At 70.0% G+C, this 14,439-nt stretch carries 15 protein-coding genes; 6 read left to right on the forward strand and 9 right to left on the reverse strand.

What is annotated here, in order from left to right; all coding sequences use genetic code 11:
• Positions 1–80: 80 nt before the first annotated feature.
• The gene (locus FKD65_RS39135) at positions 81–497 is read right to left on the reverse strand and encodes a VOC family protein (protein WP_141584428.1); all 417 of its coding nucleotides are present in this window, start codon (positions 495–497) and stop codon (positions 81–83) included.
• A gap of 72 nt (positions 498–569) precedes the next feature.
• On the opposite strand from FKD65_RS39135, the gene FKD65_RS39140 reads away from it, so the two are divergent.
• Positions 570–1,154, forward strand: coding sequence for a TetR/AcrR family transcriptional regulator (locus FKD65_RS39140; RefSeq protein WP_205718418.1), 585 nt, complete (start codon positions 570–572; stop codon positions 1,152–1,154).
• A gap of 565 nt (positions 1,155–1,719) precedes the next feature.
• Here the strand turns inward: FKD65_RS39140 and FKD65_RS39145 are convergent.
• The 6 genes from FKD65_RS39145 to FKD65_RS39170 form a co-directional block, all read right to left on the reverse strand.
• Positions 1,720–2,226, reverse strand: coding sequence for a hypothetical protein (locus tag FKD65_RS39145; protein ID WP_141584432.1), 507 nt, complete (start codon positions 2,224–2,226; stop codon positions 1,720–1,722).
• Positions 2,226–2,672 (reverse strand): hypothetical protein, encoded by a 447-nt coding sequence (locus FKD65_RS39150; RefSeq protein WP_141584434.1) that lies wholly within the window; start codon positions 2,670–2,672, stop codon positions 2,226–2,228. Before FKD65_RS39150 ends, FKD65_RS39145 begins: the two co-directional genes overlap by 1 nt.
• Positions 2,659–4,485, reverse strand: coding sequence for a hypothetical protein (locus FKD65_RS39155; protein ID WP_141584436.1), 1,827 nt, complete (start codon positions 4,483–4,485; stop codon positions 2,659–2,661). Before FKD65_RS39155 ends, FKD65_RS39150 begins: the two co-directional genes overlap by 14 nt.
• 507 nt (positions 4,486–4,992) lie before the next feature.
• On the reverse strand, positions 4,993–5,316 hold the full coding sequence (locus FKD65_RS39160; protein WP_141584438.1) for a hypothetical protein: 324 nt from the start codon (positions 5,314–5,316) through the stop codon (positions 4,993–4,995).
• A gap of 470 nt (positions 5,317–5,786) precedes the next feature.
• Complete coding sequence (locus FKD65_RS39165; RefSeq protein WP_141584440.1) at positions 5,787–6,263, reverse strand: hemerythrin domain-containing protein; 477 nt, start codon at positions 6,261–6,263, stop codon at positions 5,787–5,789.
• A gap of 189 nt (positions 6,264–6,452) precedes the next feature.
• Positions 6,453–7,391 (reverse strand): hypothetical protein, encoded by a 939-nt coding sequence (locus tag FKD65_RS39170; RefSeq protein ID WP_141584443.1) that lies wholly within the window; start codon positions 7,389–7,391, stop codon positions 6,453–6,455.
• A 426-nt stretch (positions 7,392–7,817) separates the two neighbouring features.
• Between FKD65_RS39170 and FKD65_RS39175 the strand changes: the two genes are divergently transcribed.
• From FKD65_RS39175 to FKD65_RS39190, 4 genes are all read left to right on the forward strand, one after another.
• Entirely contained in the window at positions 7,818–8,120 is a 303-nt protein-coding gene (locus FKD65_RS39175) for a trypco2 family protein (protein WP_141584446.1), read from the forward strand.
• Between the two features lies 1 nt (position 8,121).
• Positions 8,122–10,755, forward strand: a complete 2,634-nt coding sequence (locus tag FKD65_RS39180; RefSeq protein WP_141584448.1) for a tetratricopeptide repeat protein — start codon at positions 8,122–8,124, stop codon at positions 10,753–10,755.
• Between the two features lie 126 nt (positions 10,756–10,881).
• Positions 10,882–12,294, forward strand: a complete 1,413-nt coding sequence (locus tag FKD65_RS39185; RefSeq protein WP_205718419.1) for a sigma-70 family RNA polymerase sigma factor — start codon at positions 10,882–10,884, stop codon at positions 12,292–12,294.
• A gap of 17 nt (positions 12,295–12,311) precedes the next feature.
• On the forward strand, positions 12,312–12,881 hold the full coding sequence (locus tag FKD65_RS39190) for a hypothetical protein (protein ID WP_141584453.1): 570 nt from the start codon (positions 12,312–12,314) through the stop codon (positions 12,879–12,881).
• A 22-nt stretch (positions 12,882–12,903) separates the two neighbouring features.
• Here FKD65_RS39190 and FKD65_RS39195 read toward each other — a convergent pair whose 3' ends face one another.
• Together FKD65_RS39195 and FKD65_RS39200 are read right to left on the reverse strand one after the other, a co-directional pair.
• Positions 12,904–13,305: a PPOX class F420-dependent oxidoreductase gene (locus FKD65_RS39195; protein WP_141584455.1), complete on the reverse strand. Its 402-nt coding sequence runs from the start codon at positions 13,303–13,305 to the stop codon at positions 12,904–12,906.
• Positions 13,306–13,323: 18 nt separating this feature from the next.
• Positions 13,324–13,818, reverse strand: a complete 495-nt coding sequence (locus FKD65_RS39200) for an NUDIX domain-containing protein (protein ID WP_205718420.1) — start codon at positions 13,816–13,818, stop codon at positions 13,324–13,326.
• Between the two features lie 134 nt (positions 13,819–13,952).
• Here FKD65_RS39200 and FKD65_RS39205 point away from each other — a divergent pair, with 134 nt between their 5' ends.
• Positions 13,953–14,258: a PGPGW domain-containing protein gene (locus FKD65_RS39205; RefSeq protein WP_240809826.1), complete on the forward strand. Its 306-nt coding sequence runs from the start codon at positions 13,953–13,955 to the stop codon at positions 14,256–14,258.
• The last annotated feature ends 181 nt before the right edge of the window (positions 14,259–14,439 follow it).

Here is a 14,439-nt window from a genome sequence, read left to right on the forward strand (position 1 = left end):
CGTCTTGATCCTCGTGGCGGCGTCGCCGCTGCGCCGGTAGGGACGGCCGAACGACTCCCATTCGGGTGTGGGCTGGGCCCTCAGGCGTCCATGTACTGGGCGGCGTAGGCGGCGCTGGCCTCGATGGGGGTGATGACATCGATGAGGACCCCGTTCGGGTCGGCGACGATGAAGTGCCGCTGCCCGAAATCCTCGTCGCGCAGTTCGAGTTCCGGCGTCAGCCCCTCCTGCACTACGAGCCGCTGCCACTCGGCGTCCACATCCTCCACCTCGTAGTTCAGCAGCAGCCCCTGGACGGGACGGCGGTACGCCTCGGGCAACGTCGGGTGGGTGTGGTCGAGCAGGGCGAGCTCGTAGGACGGCGCCCCCGCGTACTTCAGGCTCACGTACCAGTCGGCCTCGAACGTCGTCGTGTACCCCAGCAGCCGGATGTAGAAGTCCTTGGACTCATCGAGCAGGCGGGTGCAGATCACCGGATAGAAGCTGGTCAGGTGCATGGTCGGCTCCCTTCGCATACCGTTGGTATGTGAGGGTATATTGACATACCGCTGGTATGTCAAGGAGGTCTTGTGAGCGTCAGGGCACAGCAGAGGGAGCGGACCAGGCAGGATCTGCTCCGCGCGAGCAGGCTCCTGTTCGCCGACCGTGGTTACGGCGCGGTCAGCCTGGCGGAGATCGTGGAGGCCGCCGGGGTCACCAAAGGCGCCCTCTACCACCTGTTCGCGAGCAAGGCCGACCTGTTCCGGGCCGTCCTGGAGCAGGTGCAGCGGGAAGTGGGCGAGACGGTCGCACGGACGGCCGATGCCCACGACGACCCATGGACCCGGCTGACCGCGGGCTGCCAGGCGTTCCTCGCCGCGAGCACCGCGCCGGGCGTCCAGCGGATCATGCTCGTCGATGGTCCGGCCGTCCTGGGCTGGAACGAGTGGCGCGCACAGGACGAGCAGGCCTCGGCTCGCCACCTCGCCGAGGTGCTCACCGAACTCATCGGAGCGGGGGTGATCGCCCCCCAGCCGGTCGCCCCGCTCACCCACCTGCTGTCGGGCGCGATGAACGAGGCGGCACTCTGGCTGGCCTCCTCCGACGACCCCGCGAACCTCCCCGACACCCAGGCCGCGCTGGGACGCCTGCTGGAAGCCTTCCGAACCGCCTGAACCTCCACAGCACGATCGTCACCGCCCCCGAGATGTTTGCCGGCACCAACATCCACGGTCCTCACCGTGCTGATGGTGCTCTTCCAGACGTGCTGGACCGACCCTCGGGTGCTTCCGCCGCCCCCGGGCGACCGTGCCGCGCTCTACGCCTCACCGCCGGCGGACGCGGACGCGTTCACCGAGGCCGTGTATCGCGCAGAGGGCCTCGCTCCGTCGGAACATTGGACCGGTGGCGCCAAATGCGGGGAAGGTCATGGGGCCATCGTGCCCGGCGCCGACGTGGGTCCGGCGTTGCGGAAATCCGGTGCTGCCCGAGTCGACGCCGCTGCTCTTCGCCGAACGCCTGGACCGCTCCCTCACGCCCCGGCGCTGGGCCTGCTGGTCTGGCTGGAACCCGACCAGGAGGCCGTCCTCAGCGAGGTCTGCCCAGGCTGGCAGATCACGATGGACGACCTCACTGCCGAGGGCATTGCCCGCCCGCCCCCGCGGTCGTCCGAGGGCCGATCCGGCCGCCCGGCGAGGGCCGACTGATGGTGATGTGACATCCGAAGACCGAGCTTCCCGGTTACGAGGGGGCGGAGGTGGAGGCTTCGTCCCGGCGTGCCGCAAGCCACTGGTCGGTGTAGTCGGTGACCTCCTCGATGAACTGCTCCAGTTTCGCCCGATCACGATCAAGGTTCATCTCAGCGACGAGGTAGAGCAGGATGAAGACCTGGGCGTGCAGAGTGGCCGACACGTCGACTGGGACGTCTTCTTTCATCGGTGGGGCATCGACGGCACGGCGGACCATGTCCTCGGCGATAAGCGGATTGATCACGCTCGCGTCCTCACCTGCCGCGATTCGCACATCGGCGACGAACCGAACAAGCTGCCCCACGATGTAGGTCGGCGCGAACTTTCGACGCACGGCGACCTCGAAAGCGCAGAAGAGCAGCGACATGTACCCGGCCGCCGTCTCGTCGCTGACCTGCATCTCGTCCTGCAGAGGCACCCATGCCTCAGGCCCCTCCAGCAGGAAAGACCGCAAGGCGAGAATGTTCTCCTCGCCGACACGAACTGCAGAATAATCCATTACTTGAGCAACTCTTCTGCCAGCGAGCGTGCACTCTGCAAGAATGCTTCAAGTTCAGCCGGAGTGAATTCTCTCTCGCCTACCATGGCTGCGACCATAACGATCTGGTGGCCGAATTTTACGCCTGGTTCAGCATCAAGCATTGTGCCTTTTCCGAGCAGATCGAGTATCATGCTTTCGGCAAGTCTTGGGTTGATCAAATCGGAGGACTCGTCGCTTCTTTCCCGCATCTGCGCGACAAAGTCTACAACCTGGCCCTCATTTGCGACTTCTCCGTTCTTGATGAAACGGTACTCGGCAGCTTCAATGAAAGCGGCGGCGACGAGTGCGGGGTAGAACTCGTTGGCCTCGGTGGGGTCGAGTTCGTCCATTAGTCTGAGATGCTCTTCGCGCTTTCTCGTGAGTTGGGCTCGCAGTACTGCGACTTGTTCGTCAGTGATCGACATGTTCACTCCTTCTTGTCCTACGTGCAAGATTAGCGCCAAGGCGGACAATTTCTGCAAAGACAATTACCGTGCCTACGGCGCCAAGTACAGTGTCGCCATATTTGACACTTTGATCGGATGCCTTAATGTGATCGGTGTTAGGGCGGGCTGCGCACAATTGACCTGTCGGCTTCGCTCGTTCCAGGGTCTTCTGGGCTGGTTCGGAGAATTTATCGACAAAGTTTTTCGTGTCACCCGATTTGTCGAAGAATCTCTTGAGTTCGCCGCGGAGCCGAGATGGGTTGTCGGGGTCCTGCTCCTGGTAGTCGCGAGAGGCGCGGTCGTCTTCGGGGCGGCGGAGTTCGCCGCGGCCTGGGGTTTCGGTGTCGGTGCCTGGGCGCTCCGGTGGAAGCGGCCTTCCGTCGCGGTCGAGAGTGATCTTGACGCTTCCGGCGAATCGACTCGGCTCTATGTCGGTCGATTCTTCTTCGTGTGGCGCTAGTTCTGTGCCGGATTCCTCGCTTTCGCCGGACTGTTCGTCCTCGCGATCGGGTGAACTGGTTTCGTCGCTGGACTCGATGGGGTCCGGGCCTTCGGCATTTCTACCATGGCCGTCGTTCTGTTCACCGAGACCTTCTGGGGGCGTGACGTTCTCGCTGGTTCCTTCGGGTGGGGGCGTCGTCTCGCCGGCGGGTATCGGGTCACCTGCGTCACTGTCCGTTGTCTCGCCGCCGACAGGGGGCTCTGGGTTCTCGGTGTCCTGGTCTGCGGCCTCGCCCTGGGGTTCGGCGGGGTCGGCTTCGTGTCCGGGCGTTTGATCGGGAGGGCCAGACTCAATGATGGGATCGGGGGGTGGGACGACATCCGTGCTCGGCTGTGGATCGCCTTCCCCGTCCCGTGGCTGGTCATCGGCGGGCGCCAAGCCGTCTGCCGCTGGTTCGCGCGGCGGATCGCCGCCGACGTCGCCCGAGTCGCCCGCGTCGGCGGAGTCTGGTGGCGGGACGAGGTCCTGCCCCTGGTCCTGCGGTTGTGCCGCCTCTGGCGCAAGGGGCTCAGCCCCTTCCACGGAGGCCGGCGGTAGGTGCTGGTCGGAACCGCTGTCCGCGCCGGTGCCGTCGGTGTCGTCGGTGGGGATCTCGGCGTCCGGGAGACGCGCGTCCTGTCCGGGCTCGGCCTTCCCCGCGTCCTCGCTCTCCGGCTGCGCACCTTCGTCATCGTTCTTACCGGCGGTCCCTTCACCGGTGCCGTCGGCGGCCTTGGTGTCCTGAAGCTTGGCGCGTTGCTCTTCTGCGTTCGGGTGTTGTTCCGCGCGGGCGCGGGCGAGGCTTTCCAGGCGGGATCCGGGCGGGTACTGAGATGCCTCAGCTGGAAGGTTGCTCTGTTGCTCGCCGGGTGCGGTGTCATCGGCGGTGCTGCCGCTGTCCTGGGAGGACGGTTCCTTGCCGGGGTCGTCCTCGCCTCCAGTCTCGCCGGTCTCGGATCGGCCGGTCTCGGGTACGGGGTCCGCGGGGTCGCGCTCACCCTCGTCCTCGCGCGGTTCCTCGGTCCCGGTCTGGTCGGGCTTCTCCGCGTCCGTACCGCCGTTGCCGTTCTCGACCGGCCCGGACTTGTCGTCTTCGCGCTCCTCGGCCGGCGCTGGGCCGCTGTCCTTGCCCTGGGACGGCGGCGTGCCGTTGTCCTGCTGCTGGGCTTCGCGGGCGAGACGAAGGCTCTCCAGGCGGGAGTACTGGCCGTTGGTCTCGGCGGGCGGCGTGGCGGGCCGTTCGGACGAGGTCGCGGGCGGATCAGTGGTCTCGGGGCCTTTGCCTGGCCCGCCCGAGTTGTCCAAGCCCACGCTCGCAGCCTCTCCATGGGGGAAGGCGAACCGGCCGACCGGAAGGTTCACCGGGCGTGTCCGTGACGTGCGGGGCCAACGCGGGATCACACCGGCACCTATGTAATCGCGCACGTGCGAACTTTGCACGTGCCGATAGTGAACTCATATCCCTCGGCGCGCGGAACGCGTGGCTGTATTGCCGCATTCCCGTTGATCCGGCTGTCTGGCAGGACTGGCTGAAACGGTCTGCCAGCCCGGGGCGGGCCAATCAAGTGTTCTGGTGATGGGGTTTACGTCGAGATGGGTCGTCTGAGCGCTGTTGGAGCCGTGCAAGGCCGCGCGCGGACGCGTGACCTGGCCGGTGGAGCGAGGCCGGAGGCGAGCGGAGCCGGGCAGATCGCGAAGCGATGCCGCGTTCGACCAGGAACGGTCACGTAGCGAGCCGCCAGGCGAGCGAAGTGGGCCGGGACTGAGTAAACACAGCCGCCAGGCGAGCGAAGTGGGCCGGGGCTGTTGAAACACCGGCTAGAGCCAGGTGCCGCGGCAGGTGTCTCCGCCCCAGTCGTCCTGGCACACCTCGATGTAGACGATCGGTCGGTCGGTGTTCACTGAGCCGCAGCCTGCGGCGGCTCCGTTGGGGTCGTCCAGGTAGTAGGTCATGTAACCGCGTGCGTCGACTCCCATGACCTTGCCGTAGACGTCGACGCCGTCTCGCTCCTGGTCGCAGATGTAGGCGGTGCGACGGCCGTCGGCCACCTCGGTGTAGTCGCGTCCCGCGTAGACGGACACCCCGGTGGCGTGCGCCGGAGCGGCGAACGCGAGAACAGCGGTGACCGCGGAGGCGGTCATGCCGATCGTTCTTCCGAGGATCCTCACGGCCTTACCCCCATGCGGCAAACGCGAATGATCTCTGGCTATGAGCAAAATGTTACTTGCAATTCGACTTCTGTTCATTTCTCTGTCCAGGTTTGGACAGTGCGTTCTTCGCTGCCTTGGGGTTCGCCTTTTCTGGATTATTAATGATCCCTGCTGGTAACCAAGAACTTCCCCGGGGGCCTCTGGGGTCGGCTCTGATTGGATGTCAGAATGAGCGATTTCCCCGTAATTACGTCCCCGTAGATGGCGTTTTGGCATGTCCGGGTGCAGCGGGTGGGGTCGTCCGTGCCGGAATTTCTTTCCTGGTCACGCGAACGTTGTGGGCGGTGTGCGAGTGCTCTCCGAGACCGCCGGGCTCAGGGGGCCGCCCACCGCGGAGCTCTCCTGCCGAGCCGCCGCAGCCGCCTCCGGGTTCGGCGCGACCGTCCCCGAGGGACTGCGGCTTACAGGGGGCCGAGTAGGGCGTGGGGATGGGCATCCAGTTCCAGCGCCGCCAAGGGGCCCAGAAGTTGCCGTTCCTCGTACTGGAAGTGGGACTCCATGATCGCTGCGAGCCCGGCCAGGTGGGAGGCCAGGACGTCCGGCGGGTCTCCTGCCGACAGCGCGTGGTCGAACTGCGCCAGCAGGGAGGCGATCCTCTCGTGGTCCTGCTGGAGCTTGGCGATCGCGGGACGCAGTGCGGGGTGGCGTGCGGCCAGTTCGGGGAACAGCGCGGTGTCCTCGCTGAGGTGGTGGCCGTCCAGCGCGGCGCAGAACCCCTTGCAGTACAGCAGCAGTTCCCTGCTCGCCGGTGCGGCATCGGCGCTGTCGCCGGCGTCGACTGCCCGGCGTGCGAGGCGCAGGGCTTCGCGCAGCCGCTGGTGTGCGGCCGTCAGCTCACGATTCCAGGCGATCAGCCTGTTCTTCTGGCCCTCACTCACAGGTGCGGGCGGGAGGAAAGGGTCATCGTGACCGCCTTCCGGCTCCGGCGCCTCCATGCCTGACGCGGTCCGTCACCGGCACGCGACGCTGGCTCCAGCGTAGTCGATCAACGGCCTGGTGCTGCTGCTGGAGGCCGGGGGAACGGCCATCGTGCGGTGGTTGTGCCGTGCGCGAGGAGGGCTCCCGGGTCAGGTCGGGTGGTGGCCGGGGGCCTTCGGGGGCCAATCGGTGTGGTCGAGCATCAAGTGGAGGCCGCTTAGCCACGCGGGGTGGGTCTTCGGTGCCACTCGGACCGAGACGGGGGCGCCCTTGGAGCGGCGGGTCGGGAACTCGGCCGGTGCGGCGGAGCGGGAGAGGTAGGCGAGGCCCTGGCGGAGGAAGGCGCGCGGTCCCGGGTCGAGGTGGACCGCCCATGGTGGGGCAGTCTCCTCGCGCAGCCACGCGTAGCAGGCCATCGCGTAGCCGAACTCGCGCTCCGTCAGGTAGCCCAGTCGCGAGTAGCCGTCGTTGCGGGCCGCGTTGAGGGTGCGCTCGTCGAGGTCTCCCAAGGGTTGGACGGAGAAGCCGCGGGCGGTCTCCCCGAATCTCAGCGCGGCGTTCGTGCTGAAGACGCCGAAACCGAAGAAGACGGTGAGCAGGTCGGTCAGGCGCTCGTGGTCCTTGCGCTTCGAGGTGATCCTCTCCTCGCCGAGGAGGCGGACGTGGCACAGCTCGTGCGCGATCACGGCGATCAGGTAGGGGGCGTCGGACGCCTCCGTCACGTCCAGGCCGATGACGGCGCGGCCGTCCTCCACGTAGTAGTGCCCGACCGCGCGCCTGCTCCCGTCGGCAGGCGTGTCCTCGTCCTCCCGGTCGAAGAGCTCCACGGTCAGCTCGGACCGGTCGATCTCCATCAGCTCGCAGGTCTTGGCGACCACGTCCTCGATCTGCTTCGGCGTGCCGGTGTAGCCGGCGGCGCGCAGGTCCGGCTGGGGGAGGACGATCGGCCGCATCATCGGGTCGTTGCCGAACTCCTGGACGAACCAGGTGATCGACGCCTCGATCCACGCCTGCTGGGTGACGCCGACCGGGCACTCGGTACTGACCGCCGGAGACCAGGGCGGGGACGTTTCGCGGTCCTTGTGCATGGGTCTCCTGAGGGTCGTGGTTCACGCGGCCCTGGCACCGCGGATTCGGACGGGCGTCCTTGAGCCGGGTCGGCGGTGAGAAATTCTTATCATGCGCACCTCGCGAACCGAACACATTGGCCGTAAATGGCCTGACGAACTCTGTAAGAATGGCAGTGTTCGAAAGTCGGGTGACCGTGTCTCGACTGTGCGTGCGGTTGACGTGCGAATCCGTGCGGGCGGGGCTCGGTCCGCGGGGCCCGCCCGCGCCGCCTGGTCCGTCCGGGGTGCGCGAACTGGCCTTTTCCGGCCGTGTGGGCTCGTAGCTCTCGTGCCGGTGACGAGGCTCTTGGACGATTGCGGCGTGGGGAGGTCCCGGCGTCCATCCGGCATTGACGATCATCGGGGCGCCCGCTCCTCGGTGGAATGCGGATAGGGGAGGAATGCATGGGTGAACTCGGGCTTGCCGAGAGCATCGCCGCGCTTCGTGACGAACTGCTGGAGGCACTGGAGGCCGGGAGGGGCTCGGAGCTCGGGTTCGGCGTCGGGCAGATCCAGCTCGAGTTCCACGTGGGCGTCACGCGCCAGGGCGGGGCGTCCGGCAAGGCGAAGTTCTGGGTCCTCGAGCTGGGCGGCGACGGCTCCTACCGGCGGGAGGAGATCCAGCGGGTGACGGTCACGCTGGAGCCGCCGGTCGACGCCGACGGCCGTCCGGTCAAGGTGACCCGCAGCCTGGGATCGAAGCCCTGAGATGCCCGAGCCCACGGCCCGCGCGGTCGAGATCCTGCGCCGGAGCCCGGCGGACCTGTGGTACGCGGGGTCCGGCCACCTGGTCGGGCGGCGGTGGGTGCTGACGGCGGCCCACAACGTGGTGGACGCCGGGACCCTGCTCGTCCGGCGGGTGGACGAGACCGAGCATCCGGCCGAGGCGGTCGCGGTGGACGAACCCGCTGACATCGCCCTGCTCGAAGTCACCGGGGACTTCGCACCGGACGACCTGCCCCCGCTCAGGTTCGCCGGTGTCGACCGGTCGCGGACGGGTGAGGTCGGCCCGTGCTGGGCCATCGGGTTCCCCAGGTGGAAGGAGCGTCCGTCCGAGTCGGGCTGCGTCCCCCGGCGCGACAGCGCCCAGCTGAAGGGCGTCATCCCCACGGGCTCGAACCTGCGCACGAACCTGCTGGAGCTGCGCGTCACCTCCGTGCCGAGCCCGGCGGGCGGGCGAGGCGTGAGCGAGTGGCAGGGGATGTCCGGGAGCGTGGTGCTCGCCCAAGACGGTCCCGACGTGTTCGCCGTCGGCGTGGTGACCGAGCATCACCTCTCCGAAGGCGTGTCCGTGCTGATCGTCGCCCCGCTGGACGCCTGGGCCGCCGCGATGCGTGACACGCGTTGGGGGCGGGAGCTCGGGTTGGGCGACCTGGTCCGGCTTCCGCGCCCGCCGGGCCCTCGGCCGTCCACCGGGCACGTGAACCTGCGCAGGTCGCTCCCGGACTTCACCGACCGGGACGAGGTGATCGCGAAGGCGGGGGCCCTGCTCACCGAGCGGCTGACCGAGACGTGCCCGCTGCTCGTCCTGCACGGCATGGCGGGGGTCGGGAAGACCGAGCTGGCCAACGAGATCGCCCACCGGCTCGCCTCCACATTCACCTACGCGCGCATCCGCGTGGACGTGGCGGCGGCCGCCACCGCCGACGCCGCCATGGTGGAGGTCCTGGCCGCGTGCGGGCTGCCCGGCGACGAGCTGCCGCGCGATCCCGGGCAGCGCAGGCGCGAGTTCCAGAAGCGGTTGAGGCAGGGGCCGGGGCTCCTGCTGCTCGACAACGTGTCGGAGGCGCGGCAGGCCGCCCCGCTGCTGCCCGAGACGCCCGGGACGGCCGTGGTCGTGACCAGCCGGACCACGCTGGCCTCGCTGGACGGCGCCGACCGGATCCGGCTCGACCCGCTGCCCGACCCCGAGGGTTTACGCCTGTTCGAACGGATCGTCGGTGCCGAGGCGGTGGAGCGCGACCACGCGTCCGCCCAGGGGATCGTCGAACTGCTGGCCGGGCTCCCGCTGGCCATTCGCATCGCCGCCGCGCACCTGGTGATGAGAGGCGTGTCCCCGGCGCGCTACCTCTCCCGGCTCCAGGACGAGACCAGGCGTATTTCCCGGCTCCAAGGTGAAGATAGGGGAGTGCGCAGCAGTTTCGAACTCAGCTACCGTTCGCTGCGGCCCGACACGGCGCGGCTTTTCCGCCACTTGGGCGTACTCGCGGGACGGGATTTCACCGCCGAACTGGTCGCGCGCACGGGTGGCGCGGACGACGAGGACGCCGAGCGCATGCTCGGTGAACTGGCCGACCGGCATCTGGTCGAGGTGTCCGGAGAGGATCGCTACCGCCTCCACGACCTGCTCCGGCTCTACGCCAGGGAGCGCATGGAGGCCGAGGAGTCCGACGCCGCCCGGCGGGACGCGTTCCGGCGCTCGCTGGACTGGTACGGGGACGTCCTGCACGAATGGATGTCGCGGCCCGGCTCGCACGAGAAGCCGCCCGCCGACGCGGTCGCCTGGTTCGCCGACGAGTCCCTGAACGTCCAGGCGAGCCTTCGGGCCGCCGCCGACGCCGGCGAGGACCGGCGCGTCGTCCGGATCTCGGAGTCGCTCTACGGCCTGCTCTTCTACCGCTCGCACTGGGAGGAGATGGAGGCGGTCAAGACCCTCGCCGTCCAGGCGGCGCGGCGCGCGGGCGACGCGCCTGCCGAGCTCGGATCGCTGATCCACCTGGCCGAGGCGCGCCGGCTCCTCGGGCGCGGGGCGGAGGCGCCGCCGCTCTACGAGCGCGCGCTGGAGGTCGTCCGCACCATGGACGATCCCGGCAAGGAGGCGTGGGTGCTGACCCATTTCGGCGACTTCCAGTGCGACCTCGACCAGCCCGAGCAGGCCCTCGACCGCTATGCCGAGGCGCAGGCGATCTACCGGAGCCGGGACGACGCGGCGGGTGAGATCTGGCTGGCCGCGCACATCGCCGACGCGCACCGTCAGCGCGGCCGGCACGCGGACGCCGCCCGCGTCCTGGAGGAGGCGATGGCCCTCGGCGAGCGCCGCGATGACCGCGACGAGATCGTCTGGTGCGCGTGGCACCTGGCACTGGCCTACGAGGGGCTCGGCCGCCTCGCCGACGCCGAGGCGATGATCGGGACCGCCGTCGACTTCCACCGGGAGATCGGGAACAGGGCGGGTCTCGCCACCATGCTGTGCATCCTGGGAAGCGTCCACCGCCGTGCGGGGCGTCCGTCCGACGCCCGGCGGGCCTATTCAGAGGCGCTCGACCTCCTCGTCGAGATCGACGCTCCCACTCGGGTCGCCCAGGTGCGGCAGATCCTGGCGGATCTCGCCGGAGAGGGCTGAGACCGCTCGCCGCCGTCACCCGGAGGCGTCCGTCCGGGAGAGAATTGGCCGGGTTTCTGTTATCTCTGGTGGTTTCGGAGGTCTCCAGAGGGATCGGCCGGTACTCGCTGGAGGACGAGGATGCTTGTGGGCACGGATGTGGAGGTGCTGGTCCGGGCGGCGCAGGACGGGGACGCCGCCGCCCGGGAGCGCCTGGTCACCGAGCATCTGCCGCTGCTGTACAACGTGGTCGGCTGGGCGCTCGGCGGTCACGCCGACGTGGACGACGTCGTCCAGGAGTCGGTGCTGCGCGCGCTGGGCGGGCTCGGCGGGCTCCGGGAGCCGGCGCGGTTCCGGTCCTGGCTCGTGTCCATCGCCATGAACCAGGTGCGCCGCCGCTGGTCGTCCCAGCGCGGCAGGACGCCGGTGGACCCGCAGGCCATGGCCGGGCTCGCGGGCGCCGAGGACGACTTCGCCGGGCTGGCCGTCCTGCGGCTGGAGCTGTCGGAGCAGCGCCGGGAGGTCGCCGAGGCGACGCGGTGGCTGGACCCGGGCGAGCGCGAACTGCTCGGGCTGTGGTGGCTGGAGGCCTCGGGCCACCTCACCCGCAAGGAGCTCGCGGACGGTCTCGGGCTGTCGGCCCCGCACGCGGCCGTCCGGGTGCAGCGGATGAAGAAGCAGCTCGCGACGTGCCGCGCCGTCGTCCGCGCGGTGGGCGGGCGGCGCTGCGACGCGCTCGGCCCCGTGCTGGACGGCTGGGACGGGCGGCCGTCCCCGCTGTGGCGCAAGCGGATCGCCAAGCACATCCGGGGATGCCGCTCCTGCGCCGCCCGCCACCGCGACCTCGTCCCGCCCGAGGCGCTGCTGGCGGGGCTGGTCATGGTGCCGGTGCCCGCCGAGTCCCCGCTGCACGCCGTCCTGAGCGGCGCCAAGGTGTCGGCGGGCGCGGGGAAGGCCTCGCTCGTCCTCGGGAAGGCATCGGTCGGCCTGGCGGGGACGGCGGCGGTGGGCGCGGTCGCTGCGGTCGTCTACTGGAGCCTGCCGAGCGAGCCTCCTGCCCGCCGCGCGCCCGATCCCGCGGCCCCCGTGCAGGCGGCGCCGTCGCGGGCGCCGAAGCCCGCCCCCGAGGCCGCGTCGGACAAGGACCGCGTCGCGCCGCGCCCCACCGCCGCCCCGGCGACCGTCGAGCAGCGGGTCGTGAAGCTGGTCAACGCCGAAAGGGCCAGGGCGGGGTGCCGGGCGCTGCGCGTCTCGCCCGCCCTGCACCAGGCCGCGCAGCGGCACTCCGCGGACATGGCGTCCCGCCGCGTCCTCGACCACCGGGGCGCCGGCGGCGACGACCCGGGGCAGCGGATCACCGCCGCCGGGTTCCGCTGGAGCGCGTGGGCGGAGAACATCGCGCAGGGCCAGGCGACCCCGCCGGCCGTCGTGGACGGCTGGATGAACAGCGCGGGGCACCGGGCCAACATCCTGAACTGCCGTTTCACGATGGTCGGGATCGGGGTCGTGCGGGCCTCCGGGGGACCCTGGTGGACGCAGGTCTTCGCGACGCCCCGCTGACCGATGGGGAAGGGGACATGGTGGACGGTGACGACGGGTTCGCCTGGGACGATTTCTGGGCCAACACCCGGCCCGTGTGGCGGCGGATCCTCGCCGGGACCGATTCCGACGACCCGCCGCCCGCCGGGCCGATCCTGCGCCGGCGCCGGCTCACCACCGACTTCGAATGGGTGGGGACGTTCGAGCCCCTCCGGTGGCTGCCCTCGGTCACCGAGGCCCTGCTGTGGGACGAGAACGGTATGGACCTCGGACCGCTCGCCGGCCGCCCATGGGAGCTGCTCCAACTCGCCGGTCCCGCCTCCAACGTCGATCTGGGCCAGCTCAGCGGGACGCCCGTCCGCCGTCTCATCCTGTCGAACGTCGACGTCGTCGACCTGACCGCTCTGCGCGACCTCGTCGGCCTGGAGTCCCTGACCCTCGCCCACGGCGACTTCGGACCGCTGCCGCGGCTCGAACGGCTCGCGGAGGTCGTCCTCTACGCGGAGGGCGAGGTCGACCTGTCCGCCGCGCTGAACCCCGGCCTCCGGATCGTCCGCCGCGACGAGATCTACTTCCCGCCCTTCCGCCTCGACGAGGTGGACGCGTAGCGGACGCGCTCCCCGCAGATGCTCAGTCGATGGTGCGCCTGGTCATTCCTTCGGCGCCGGGGTCGACGCCCCAGGTGAAGACGGTGCGCGGATGGATGCGGATGATGTCGCCGCTCATGTGCGAGTCCTCCGCGACCGGCTCGACGGCGGCCTCGGCGCGGCCGCGGATCTCGATGCCCCGCACCCGCCACGGCTGGACGGAGGCCAGGTCGTCCACGACGAACGCGACCTGGTCGTTGTGGCGCAGGTTGCGGTACTTGCGGGACTCGGCCATGTTCCAGCCGCGGATGTCGATCGTGCCGGTGTCGGCGTTGTACTCGAACCCGACCGGGTTGTTCTGCGGGTCGCCCTTGGGGCCGACGGTGGCCAGGCGTCCGAGGCGCTGCGTGGACAGGTAATCGCGTTCGTGGTCGGTGAGGCTCATACCGCCCAGGCTGCAACCTCAACCACGGCTGAGGTCAAGTGAGGCGATGACGCTCCGGAGGCGGGGCGACATCTCGTCCGGGAGCGCGTCGAGGGGGAACCAGCGGGCCTCCAGGATCTCGGCCGCGTCCAGGGCGAGGCGCCCGCCGACGACGCGGGCCTCGTAGTAGGCCTCGACCCGGTGCCGGAACCCGCTCGCGACGTGGAGCGGCGGCACGGTGACCTCGACCTCCAGCGCCGTCTCCTCCCGGACCTCGCGGGCGGCCCCGTCCTCGAGCCGCTCCCCGGCGTTGACGTATCCGCCGGGCAGGCCCCAGGCGCGGTACGCGGGCCACAGCCGGTGGCGCAGCAGCAGGATCCGCCCCTGGTCGTCCCGGACGATCCCGCCCGCGTACACCAGGAACGTCCGATGCCGGAGCCGCGCGACGCGCCACTGGGCGGGTCCGCTCAGCCGCCTCCACACCGGCGCCGCCAGGGCCCCCAGGCGCGCCCGGGCGCCGAACGGGATCTTCATTTCCGCGATGCTAGCGGCCCGGGCGCGGCGGCCCCGCCGGGATGTGACCCTGGCCACAACGTGCCGGATCGGGGATCTACGGCGGCCCGCCGGTTCGTCCCACAGGAAAGCCAAGTCCGCAGATCGGGGGCGATGTGACCACGACCGCCATGGAGCGCACCGGGACGGACGCCGACGCGGCCTCCGCGACCCGGCGACGCGCGCACGTCCGCCTGCTCCGCAAGATCGGCGTCGCGGCCGCCGGCGCCGCCCTGATCGTCGCGGGCGTCGCCATGCTCGTGCTGCCCGGCCCCGGCATCGTCGCGATCCTCGCCGGCCTCGGGCTCCTCGGCACCGAGTTCCCGACCGCGCGGCGCATCAGCACCCGCGTGAACGGTCACGCCCGCGCCGCCTGGCACGGGATCCGGGCCGGCGCCGCCCGGCTCAGGCGAAAGGGCTGAATCCCGCTTCCGGGTGTGTGACGCGTTCCCGCGCCCACCCGGCTCCCGGCCGCCTTCTCCTTGATGCGAATCATCGCCGATCAGGGGCCGTTCCCGCATCGACACTTTCTTCGGGGAACGACAGTGCCGCCCTCCGCGCGAGTCATCCCGCGTGCGGGAGGCGGCACCGGTCGTCCGTCCG

This window comes from Actinomadura sp. WMMA1423 (genome assembly GCF_006547145.1).
Classification (GTDB): Bacteria; Actinomycetota; Actinomycetes; order Streptosporangiales; family Streptosporangiaceae; genus Spirillospora.

Coding starts and splice junctions, on each gene's coding strand:
- FKD65_RS39135 (WP_141584428.1), bottom strand. CDS start 497: ATGCACCTGACCAGCTTCTATCCGGTGATCTGCACCCGCCTGCTCGAT.
- FKD65_RS39145 (WP_141584432.1), bottom strand. CDS start 2,226: ATGGATTATTCTGCAGTTCGTGTCGGCGAGGAGAACATTCTCGCCTTG.
- FKD65_RS39150 (WP_141584434.1), bottom strand. CDS start 2,672: ATGTCGATCACTGACGAACAAGTCGCAGTACTGCGAGCCCAACTCACG.
- FKD65_RS39160 (WP_141584438.1), bottom strand. CDS start 5,316: ATGACCGCCTCCGCGGTCACCGCTGTTCTCGCGTTCGCCGCTCCGGCG.
- FKD65_RS39170 (WP_141584443.1), bottom strand. CDS start 7,391: ATGCACAAGGACCGCGAAACGTCCCCGCCCTGGTCTCCGGCGGTCAGT.
- FKD65_RS39175 (WP_141584446.1), top strand. CDS start 7,818: ATGGGTGAACTCGGGCTTGCCGAGAGCATCGCCGCGCTTCGTGACGAA.
- FKD65_RS39180 (WP_141584448.1), top strand. CDS start 8,122: ATGCCCGAGCCCACGGCCCGCGCGGTCGAGATCCTGCGCCGGAGCCCG.
- FKD65_RS39190 (WP_141584453.1), top strand. CDS start 12,312: ATGGTGGACGGTGACGACGGGTTCGCCTGGGACGATTTCTGGGCCAAC.
- FKD65_RS39195 (WP_141584455.1), bottom strand. CDS start 13,305: ATGAGCCTCACCGACCACGAACGCGATTACCTGTCCACGCAGCGCCTC.
- FKD65_RS39200 (WP_205718420.1), bottom strand. CDS start 13,818: ATGAAGATCCCGTTCGGCGCCCGGGCGCGCCTGGGGGCCCTGGCGGCG.